4 protein-coding genes are annotated in these 11158 nt (G+C 63.9%); 3 read left to right on the forward strand and 1 reads right to left on the reverse strand.

What is annotated here, in order from left to right; translation table 11 throughout:
* Positions 1-117: 117 nt before the first annotated feature.
* Positions 118-7707 (forward strand): filamentous haemagglutinin family protein, encoded by a 7590-nt coding sequence (locus tag AAFX91_RS33280; protein ID WP_394569385.1) that lies wholly within the window; start codon positions 118-120, stop codon positions 7705-7707.
* Between the two features lie 72 nt (positions 7708-7779).
* On the opposite strand, the gene AAFX91_RS33285 is transcribed toward AAFX91_RS33280, so the two are convergent.
* Positions 7780-9474, reverse strand: a complete 1695-nt coding sequence (locus AAFX91_RS33285) for a winged helix-turn-helix domain-containing protein (RefSeq protein WP_394569386.1) — start codon at positions 9472-9474, stop codon at positions 7780-7782.
* A 319-nt stretch (positions 9475-9793) separates the two neighbouring features.
* Here AAFX91_RS33285 and AAFX91_RS33290 point away from each other — a divergent pair, with 319 nt between their 5' ends.
* A complete protein-coding gene (locus AAFX91_RS33290) occupies positions 9794-10750 on the forward strand; it encodes an AraC family transcriptional regulator (RefSeq protein WP_394569387.1) in 957 nt (318 codons plus the stop codon).
* Positions 10751-10786: 36 nt separating this feature from the next.
* Positions 10787-11089 carry a hypothetical protein gene (locus AAFX91_RS33295; RefSeq protein WP_394569388.1) on the forward strand — a complete coding sequence of 101 codons (303 nt, stop codon included), beginning with the start codon at positions 10787-10789 and terminating at the stop codon, positions 11087-11089.
* Positions 11090-11158: the final 69 nt, after the last annotated feature.

The following is an 11158-nucleotide window of genomic DNA, read 5'->3' on the forward strand; positions in this document are numbered from 1 at the left end:
AGGCTTCCTCCTAAAAGAAAGCCTTGAATCACGTTCAATCTGATTTGAGAATCCCAAGAGTCCACACGGCCTAGCACGACCGGCGCAGTAAACCTGCTTCCTGGAAGCATCACATCGGTGAGCGCCGCCGGGCTGCTGCTTCCTTTTGGCGGCACGACGGACGGCGTGAGCTACAAGTACAACGGCGGCGAATTTTCGTATGGCGGGATCAATACGCCGGTCGGCGGCAGTATCACGTTCAACGCGCAATCCGTCGTCGGGCACCCGGGCGCGACGCTCGACCTCTCGGGCGGCGGCGAACTTGCGGGCTCGGCGTTCATCTCCGGCCGCGGCGGTTCGGTCGACATCCTGACCACGGCCTTGGCCAACGCCAATCCGGCAAATTCCTTCAGCGCCTCCGGCAATGCCGTCTATGCCATCGTGCCCGGCTATGCGAGCAGCTACGCGCCGAGCGATCCCAGCACTCGGGCTGCACCGGCCACGGGCCAGCAGATCACGATACCAGCCGGCGTTCCCGGCCTGGCCGCCGGCACCTATACCCTGCTGCCCTCGCAGTATGCGCTGTTGCCCGGCGCCTTCCGTGTCGAACTCGGCGGCATATCAAAGGCCCCGCTCTCCGGCGCGATCAAGACAGAGTCCGGCTCCTATGGCTCCTATGTCGTGGATGCCAATACCAGCATTGCCAACACGTCGATTCAGCCGCCGCTTGCTGTCCGGGCGATCATCATGCCCGGAACGACGGTGCGCAAATATGCGCAATACAATGAGATGAGCTACAGCGACTTCGCGATCCAGAAGGCCGCGACGCTTAGCCAGACCCGTCCGGCATTGCCGGCGGACGCCAAGACCCTCAACCTGCTGCTCGCTGCCGGGGCCAGCGAAGCGCTGACCTTCGCCGGCACCGCCCTGTTTCAGCCCGCCGAAGGCGGAATAGGGGGGACGGCGACCGTTGACGTCACCTCTGCGGATGGTACGCGTCCGCCGCTGGAGATTTTCGGCGCCGCGCCAACGCCGGGATTTGATGGCGTTTCGGTGCGCGCGTCCGAGCTTAATGCGCTCAACGCGGGGCGGCTCTGGATCGGCGGCAGCAGGTGGTTGATCGGTGGATCCTCGTCGATCGTAAACTTCCGCGGCAGCACGGAAATCATCAATGTGCGCGCCGACGCCTATCTGCGCGCGCCCGAAATATTCCTCATCGCCGCCGACTACAATCCATATGATGACGTCGATGGTGGCCGGATCAATATCGAGGCTGGTGCGCGGATCGAAACCATCGGGATGGGCAAGCCGCCATTCGATTCATCCGACGGCCTGCTCTATTCGAGCCCAGGCACCATGGTCGCAGTCTCGAACGGATGGCTCAACTTCCTGCCTCCGGCGAGTGGCGGGACAGCGACAGGCGGAATCACAATCGGCGCTTGTCCGAGCGGTTCGTGCTCCAGCGACGCACGCATCGTCTCCGACGGCACAATTACGTTCCTGACTCCAGGCGAGGTGAAATTCGGCACGAATTTCAGGTTGGGCGCGAAGTACCTGTCCCTCGCGGTGCCTACCATCAATATCGGTGAGACCGCCGCGTTGGCTGATGCCAACGTTCCCACCGGCTTTCTGCTGAATCAAAGTGTCCTGAACATGTTGCTGGCCGGCGATCCCAGTCTCGGCGCGCCGAAGCTCGAGCGTCTGACATTGGGGGCCGCCAATTCGATCAATTTCTTTGGGACGGTGAGCCTGAGCACGATCGACCCGGCAACTGGAAAATCTTCTCTGGGTCAGCTCGTGCTGAACACGCCGGCGATCTACGGTTATGGTGATGCGGGGGATGTTGCGACAATCACCACCGAGACGCTGTACTGGAACGGCGTGATCGGCAACGTCGTGGGACCAGCGGACCAATTCGGCAGCGCGCCTCCCGGCGCCGTTGTGCAAAATGGTCCCGGCACCGGCAGCGGCGCGCTGAACATCAACGCCGAACGCATTGTATTCGGCTACAGCGATACGGAGCGACAGCGCAAGGACACGACGCTCGATCGTCTGGCACTCGGCTTCTCGACCGTCAATCTTGCCGCCAGCGATCGCATCACCGCCAATGGCAAAGGCTCGCTATCGGTCTACCAGGCGCAGGGCGATTATGTTGAACGCAAGGGCTATGCCTATGGCGGTGGTGCCCTCAACCTGATCACGCCGCTACTGACAGGTGAGGCCGGCTCCGTCACCACCATCACGGCGGGCGGCCCGCTCACCATGCGCGCGCCGGCGGGCGCCGCGGTTGTCACGACGGATGCGCTCGGCGCCGAAATCCGCTTGAACGCGGCGAGCATCACGCAGTTCGACACCACCATCGGCCTGCCCAGCGGACGGCTGACCATGAATGCGACCGGCGACATCGTGCTCGCCTCAGGATCGAAGCTCGACCTCGCCGGCCGTGCCGTGCAGCTGATCGATCAGACCCGCTACAGCTGGGGCGGCGACGTGATCCTGACCAGCACGGAAGGCAACGTGGTCCAGCAGGTGGGGTCGACGATCGATATCTCGGCCGCGAACAACGATGCCGGCACCGTGACGGTGGAGGCGCTGGGCGCCGGGGCGGGGCGGGTGGATCTGGCCGGCCTGATCAAGGGCGACAGCAGCGGCGGCCATGACGCGGGCGGGGGTGCGATCGTTCCGTACGATCAAGGCGGCATCGCCATTCGCGCCCAGACGTTGGCTGACTTCGTGGATCTCAACCAGCGCCTGACCGAGAGCGGCGTCATCGGCGCGCGCAGCTTCGTGCTCAAGCAGGGCGATCTCACGATCGGCAACGAGGTGAAGGCGCGCGAGGTCACTATCTCGGTCGACGGCGGCAGCCTTACCGTGGTGGGCCGCATCGACGCCAGCGGCGCGGAGGTCGGCACCATCAGGCTTTCCGCACGCGACAACCTGACCCTGGCCTCGGGATCGATGCTCGACGCGCATGGCACGGTGCTGCGCGTCGACAGCTACGGCCAACCGATCGAAGCGTCGAACCGCGCCGTTGTCGAGTTGACGACGGCACAGGGCACGCTTGATCTTGCAGCGGGCGCCACGATCGATGTGCGTTCGGCGGACACGGTCGCGCGCGGCAGCATCATCTTGAACGCGCCGCGTCGCGGCGGCGTGAACGGTACGGGCGACGGCGCCAACGACATTGCCGTCTCCGCGGCAGGGCCGCTTGATATTCGCGGCGCGCAAAGCATCGCGCTGAACGGATTCCGCAGCTACAACGATGCGCCTCTCGATCCCAACCCCACTGCCAGCGGTCGTCTGAACCAGATCATCACCCAGGACTATCTTGACGGCATCGATGCCGACAGCACCGCATTCATTGATGCGGCCTGGCTGAATGGCGCGCTGCAGTCGAAGATCGCCGGTCTCAAGGCATATGGAAACGCCTTCCATCTGCGGCCCGGCGTCGAGATCAGAAGCGCAACCGACGATGGCGACCTGACGGTGCAGGGCGATATCGACCTTGCCGGATACCGCTACGGCTCCAATGCGGACCGCAATCCGATGTCGCCGACCTATGGGGCAGGCGAGCCGGGCTCGATTGTCATCCGCGCCGGCGGCGATCTCAACATCTACGGCAGCGTCACCGACGGCTTCGGCAAGCCGGTGGCAACGCCCGACGGCGACAATGGCTGGTATCTCACGAGGCCGGGCTATCAGGGAACGGATGCGAACAGTGTCGACCTCAAGCTCCCTGTCAGCGTGACCATCGCGGCGGGGACGATGCTCGGCGGCGTCGATTCCCTGAACTTCGCCATTCCGCTCGGTAACATGACCGTGGTCGCGGGCGCGGTGATCCCGACGGAGGTCACGCTCGCCGATTCAGTCACCGTTCCTGCTGGCGGCGTTGTTGCAAGAGCCACGATTCGGCTCCCGGACGGCCAGACTTTTACCAAAGGACAGGTCATCCCTGGCGGCACCGAGCTTCCGGCCGGGACAATACTGAGTGCCGGCACTCTCCTGCCGGTCAACGTGCCAATTCAGGCGATGCTGTGGCCAGCAGGCGCTCCTTTGTCGGTGTTCTTAACTGATGGCGCTCCTGTCGAAGTCACGCAGGATACAACCATTCCCGCCGGCTCAGTCCTTCCAGGACTGCTTCAGATTTCCGAAGGCGGTTTTATCACGATCGACCCAAGCGGCGAGCGCGTCATCAACCTATTTGTCCCGCTGCGCGCGCCTGGAGCGGATGGAAGCCAGGGTAAAGTCTGGGGGAGCGCTCCCATGCTTTCCGCAGGATCACTGTCGTGGTCAATGCGGCTCGCAGCCGGTGCCGATCTCAGGTCGGCTGACACCCGCACGTTGAAGCCGGGCCGCAGCGGAGACATCAACCTGGCCGACACCCATTACTCGGGAGCTGTCGGGCTCGTCATTCTCCCGGGCAACTCGCAGGGAGTCGATCCCAGCGACGATCCTGTCTTCTGGTGCAGCTATGCTCCTGAAATCTGCGGTCCAGGTTTCAGGGTCGGGTCGCCGATTTTCAGCGTGCTGCGCACCGGCACGGGTGATCTCGAATTGCTGGCGGGGGGCAACTACACGCAATACTCACTCTATGGCGTCTACACCGCCGGCACTCAGGCTGCTGCGGTCGATCCGAAATACCAGCTTCCGCGCGGCGCCGATGGCAAAACGCTGCCCGACGGGACGCTCTATCAGGCCTATTATCCAGATCACGGCGGCAACGTGCTGCTCTCGGCCGGCGGCAATATTTCCGGCCTGAGCTTCGGCACCAGCAATGCGGTTGGCAACTGGCTGTGGCGGCAGGGCGGGGACATCGCCGGCCAGGCGACGGCCTGGTGGATCAACTTCGGACTCTACTCCAACGGCGTCAACCCGAACGATGGCAGCCAGACGTTGGGGACGCTGACCGGCTTCAGCGGCCTCGGCGCACTTGGCGGCGGTAACGTGACCGTTTCAGCCGCTGGCGATATCGGTGCCCTGACGAGTCTTTATCCGCCGAATACGGCGCTCGACGTGGCGATCGGGGGAACCGGACGCGTGACATCCGTCACCATGGATGGTGATCGGGTCACCGGCGGAACGCTGGATCTCACCGGCGGCGGTGACCTGACCATCAAGATCGGCGGCATACTGCACGGCGGCATGTCCTTCAACGGACCGGGCGCCACGCTGACGAATCTCCGTGGGCAGCTTGATCTGGCGGCTGGCTCGATCGGCACGCTCACACCTGTGTATGATGCCAGTACCGTGGATCCGCGCGCCCCCGATCCGCTGGTCGCCTCCCAGGCGCGATACAGCGATGGACTGTTCGTCGTCCTTGGCGATGCGGCGGCGACGTTGACCACCCGCGGCGATCTGGCTCTGGCCGGCACCGCCGATCCCGGCCGTCTACCTGTCCAAAACACCACGCCTTTCCTCTACACCGCCGCGGATGGCACGCAGATTCCCTACGATCATGGCGGCAATTCGTGGTTCTCGCTCTGGCGTCCAACCACCTCGATCGACCTGTTCGCGGCAGGTGGCAATCTGATGCCGATGTTCGACTATCAACCGCCCCTTACTGGCAATGTATATAATTGGGATCCGACCTACGCCCCGCCGACCTTCCGCGCTGTTGCCGCGAGCGGCGATATCCTTCTTCCCGGTGAAGTTTCGGCCTACGGCGCATTGCGGGGTTTCGAACTAGCGCCGTCGCCGGTCGGCCAGCTCGAATTGCTGGCACGCGGCTCGATCTACGCGAATGGCTTATCCGTCAGCATCTCCGGCGCCAGGGCCGATGCCAATTCGATTGCGAATCCATTCAAGCCGGCGTTCTACGCCGGCGCACCTGGTCAGCCGATACTGGATCCGATAACTGGCCAGCCGATCACAAACGTCACCCCGGTGCTACAGTCTGCCGCCGTTGCGAATCTCGGCCCATTCACGTTCTTTCTCGATACGCTGATCGCGGACACGCCGACCGCGACGTTGCATGCCGCCGATCCCGAGCCGGTGCGCTTCTATGCCGCAGATGGTGATATTATTGGCCTCACGACCGGAGGAATTTTGACGGCTGATCCGTTCAACAGCTTGTCCCCGATAATCTACGTCGCGGCAAAGCCGGTGCGCATCATGGCGGGCCGCGACATCATCGGCGCAGTCGATGATCGCTCGTCCGGCAGTCTGATCCTGCACAACCATGAAACCGATATTTCGGTCATTTCGGCCGGCCGCGACATCTATTACGCCAAGTACAACATCGCCGGACCCGGACTGCTCGACATCACCGCCGGCCGCAACGTGTACCAGGCTGACAAGGGTCGGCTGGTGAGCCTCGGCATGCTCCCGGAGGTCGATCCGCTTGCGGCGGTGAATCGCAGCGGCGGCGCTGGAATCACCGTCACGGCCGGTGTCGGCGCAAGCGGGCCGAACTATTCCGGGTTCGCCGAGCGCTATTTCGACCCGGAAAATCTCGCCGACCCCGCGCGGCCGCTCGCCGACCAGCCCGGCAAGGTGGCCAAGACCTATGAAGACGACCTGTTCACCTGGCTCACGAAGCGGTTCTCGCCCGAGCACCCCTATGTCGCCAATGGGAAGCAATATGTCTTCACCGGCACCAAGGAGGAGGCGCTCGCATTCTTCCTGACACTGCCGGTGGAACAACAGGGCGTATTCGTCCGGCAGGTCTATTACGCCGAGCTCGATATCAGTGGGAAGGAGTACAACGATCAGGACAGCCGCCGTGCCGGCAGCTACGTGCGTGGCCGCGAGGCCATCGCCACGTTGTTTCCGGAGAACGATGCCGCCGGCAAGCCGATCGCCTATCACGGCGACATCACGATGTTCAGCTCGCTCACGCCCAATCCGGACAATCCGACCGGGCCGCAGATCCTGCGGGATGCGGGTATCCGCACTGAACTCGGCGGTGCGATCCAGACCTTGACGCCGGGCGGCCGGACACTGGTCGGCGTCGAAGGCATCGCTCCCGGCCCCAATGCCGGTCTGATCACGATGGGCGCCGACAGCGCTATCCAGATGTATTCAAAGGGCAGCGTCCTGTTGGGCCTCTCCCGCGTCATGACCACATACGGCGGCGATATCCTGATCTGGTCGGCGGAAGGCGATATCAATGCCGGCCGCGGCTCCAAGACGACGCAGATCTTCACGCCGCCGCTCCGCAGCTATGACCGCTACGGCAACGTGACCATCTCTCCGCCGATGCCGTCGAGCGGCGCGGGCATTGCCGCCATCAGGTCTCTCCCGGACGTACCGCCAAGCGACGTCAATCTGGTTGCTCCGCTCGGCACCATCGATGCGGGCGAAGCCGGCATCCGCGCCAACAATGTCAATCTGGCTGCGCTGCAGATCATCAATGCCGGCAACATCCAGGCGCAAGGGACCGTCACCGGCGTTCCCATCATCGAGGCGCCGAATGTGAGCAATGCGCTCGCGGCGAACAGCACCGCGGGCGCCGCGGCGCAACAGGCTGCGGTCCCGCGGCAAGGTCCGGCTGACGCCCAGCCGTCGGTCATCATCGTCGAGTTCATCGGTTTTGGCGGCCCGCAGGATGAAGGCGATCAGCCGCGTGACGAACGACGACGTCCTGGGCGTCAGAGCGGACAGTACGATCCGAATGGCATGCTTCGTGTCATTGGGAACGGTCCGGGCGCGGCCGAGCAGGCAGGTGAACTGACCACGGAGGAGCGAAGCAAGATGACCAAGCAGATGGATGCGTCCGGGTCCCTGTGAGGCGGGTACGTGACAGGTCGGGGCCTGCCGCAAAAGACACTGACGACAACGCTTTGAGCGAGGTTGTTATCGTCAGCGTTCCGGCAATCCGAGCTCGAGCAGCGTCTGCATGGACTGCTCGCCCGCCGCGAGAAAAGCCGGGCTGGCATTGCGCGTTGGCAGCGAGATGTTGAGGGCCGTCGAATCGGGCCGCAACGCCATGGCCTTTGCCATCGCCGTCCTTGCCTCGTCCGGCTGGCCCAGGCGCTGATAGGCCACGGCCAGCAGCATATAGGAGCGTCCCGACGCTGGCGTGATGGCGATCGACCGCTGCAGCCAGGACACCGCTTCCTCGTTGCTGCCCATGAGCAGGGCGGTCCATCCCGCCCCGAGCATCCAGGTCCAGCGCGAAACTTCCGGCGTGTCGAAGCGATCGGCCTGCTTGAATGTTGCCAGCGCGTCCTCGAAGCGCCCCAATTGAAGCTGCGCCAGGCCGATGTGGTAGAGAACCAACCCGTTCCACGGATCAAAACTCAATGCTTTCGCGCAGGCCACCAGACTTTCAACGAACTCGTTGGTCGCGGTCAGGAAGCGGCAATAGGCTTCCAGCACCGGAATGTAACGTGGCGTCGTCTGTCGTGCGCGCTCCAGCAGCGATCCGGCGTTGCGCTCCGCCGCTGCGCGTTCGGCCGGCGCGTACCACGTCATCTGAATCCCCCGCAACTGAAGGGCGGCCAGCGCGATCTGCAGCTCGGTATTGTCGGGCTCGGCGGCAAGCGCTTTTTCCAGCATCGTCTGCGCTGTGGCAAAACGTTCGCGCGTCGTTCGATTGATCGAGGCTGTGGCTTGCTCGATCGCAACTTTGGCGTCGCCGGCTGCCGCCGGATGGGCGCCGGATTCCAGAAGCGCGTTAAGGCGCCGTGCCAGCGCATGACCTGCTCCCGCGGCCAGCCGCGATTGCTGCAACTGCATGTCCGATTCGGTGGCGTCGACCGACACCGTAACGACCGCCTGGACTTCGCCGGTGGCGGTCTGGATCATGCGCGCCCGCAAGATCCAGGATTGCGGACCTTTCTCCAGTTCGCCATTCAGCACGAAGTCCGACTGTGCCGAGGGCGTGGATGCGGGCGCCGTTGCCGCCGCGACCTGCCGCGGTGCGACCACGCGGATATTGTCGATCCTGGCCAGACCGTCGGTCAGGCGGTCGGTTACAGCCGCCGCCGTGCCGGGCCCTCGGGGGTCGTTGCTCGCATCGACGATCGGGGTTAGCGCAATGGTCGGCGGCGACCGCTTGAACATGAGATCGGGACGGAAGGTCGGAGCGGCCACCGCAAACCCGAAGATCACGCAGAGGGCTGCTGCGGCGGCGGCAGCCACCGGCCGGCGCAGGCCGAATAGCCGCCGCGGTGTTGTAATCTCGGTCGCGGGTTCAGCGCTTGCAATTGGCTCGGCGCTCGCCTGCACGGCAACGGCAGGTGCTGGCGGCTTAATCGACACTTCGGCTGCGAACAGGTAGCCGCGGCCGGACACGAGTTTGATCGTCTGCCGCCGGTCATCGCCCAGCGCGGTGCGAATCTCGCGGATGCATTGGAACAGGCTGTCTTCGCCGACATGGACGTTCGGCCAGACCGCCTCCATCAGCTCTTCCTTGCTCAGTACCCGGCCCGCATTGGCGGCGAATAGCTGCAGCATCTCAAGCGCTTTCGGCCTGAGCCTGACCGCCTCGCCATCCGGCCCGCGCAACTCGGCGCGCTCCCGATCGAGCTCAAATCCGGCAAAACGAAACACCCAGCCCCCGGTTCCCCGAAACTGCCCCAAGCCGCCGGAAATGTCGGAAAATCCGTGCTGTGGCGGCTCATTCAGAAAATATCAGAAAAACTTCAGAACGCCACGGGCACCGCATCAGGACACCTGGCCGCCATCATGGGACGAATGCGCTCCCGCCTTTTCGGCTGCCGTGGGGCCACGCGCCGACGGGCGGGGCGGGGAGAGGCGGTGTTCCGGAAAGTATTGGGATCGGTTCGGGGCCCCCTGGGTACCGGCACACCGACCTCGCCCCGTTTTGGGACAAAGACGCTTTTCATTCCTCTTGGACGATGAGACCCCTGTGCTCAGCTTTACGACCGACGACATCGACCCCGAGCATCGCTTCGATCATTGGCGCGAGGTGCGCGGAAAGAGCCTGTTCGGTGTCACGATCGAACTGCCGAGCGAGCGCCGCGCCGACTTTCAGGGGCGGCTTTCCGCGATCGATATCGGAGGCGCGATCGTCTCGCGGATGCATGCCTCGTCCTATCGGGTCAGCCGGACCAGCGGCGACATCGCGCGCATGCCGGCCGACAGCCTGTGCATTGCGTGGCAGACGCGCGGGGCCGGTTGGATGGATGTCGGCCGGGGGCGGGGACATCGCGTGGCCGATGGCGACATCGTCATCAACCATTCCGACACTCCCTTCGAGGGGACACCGGAGCGTTCCGACGGGTTCGACTTCCTGATGCTGAAGATCCCCCTGGGCCGCGACGTGCTGCTGGGCGCGCCGGCCCATGACCTTTTCGCCGCGACGCTGTTGCAGAAGAGCCCGTTCTTCAGGGCGCTCTCGGCGCTGTTTCATGCCTTGACGCAGGAGCCGCGCGGTGTCGTCGATCCCTCGGCAGAGATCACGCATATCGCAAGATTGGCCATGCTCGCGCGGGGCCGTCTCTTGCCTGGAATGCCCGAGTGCCGCGCGGCGCTGCGTTCGGGCTTCTACTATGCCGCGCGTGACATTCTCGTCCGCGATCTGCATCAGCCGGGCTTGTCGCCCGCGCAGGTCGCGCAAGAACTCGGAATATCGCTGCGGCAGGTTCATGTGTTGTTCGAGCCGACGGGGCTCTCATTCTCGCGCACGCTGGCGGCCCTGCGGGTGCGCAAAGCGGGCGAGTTGTTGGCAATGGCGCCGTCACGGCCCGTCGCGGATGTCGCCTATGCCTGTGGCTTCGATAGCCTTGCAACATTTTATCGCGCCTTCCGAAATTACTACGGCATGACGCCGCGCGACATGCGCGTTCACGCGAACTGCGAGTGAGAGGCTGTGGCCGCTTCGCTGCGACGGCGCAGAGTCATGGGGACGCTGCAGGTCAAAATCGAGGGCGTGCGCGCATTGAGAAGACAGCCTGTTACCGCTTCTGTAAACGCCCGCAGGCATTTGGATTTTCGGATCATTCCCGAAAGAGGAGTGGCCGAGCCGTTCAGGGGGCTGTTCTCGCTTGCTGACCATCAGGGTTTTCATCACCAAAATATTTTCAAAATCTACAGCTTGCGGCGAATATTGAGGCAGCGCGCGTTCGCGGCTGCTGCCAGCCGCGCGCGTCTGTTCGTTGATGCCGTCTCGCTGATTAACAGCAGGCTTCGATGGCCGCTCTAGCATTACAGTTGTAATTGACTGAGGATTCTGAATCCATGGGCAACCATGATTCGAAGATCGTGGACGCAG

It is taken from the genome of Bradyrhizobium sp. 31Argb (assembly GCF_043638955.1).
GTDB lineage: Bacteria > Pseudomonadota > Alphaproteobacteria > Rhizobiales > Xanthobacteraceae > Bradyrhizobium.

What these genes read in the sequence shown, in the direction of transcription:
- AAFX91_RS33295 (WP_394569388.1), top strand. Translation starts at nt 10,787, where the DNA reads ATGGGGACGCTGCAGGTCAAAATCGAGGGCGTGCGCGCATTGAGAAGA.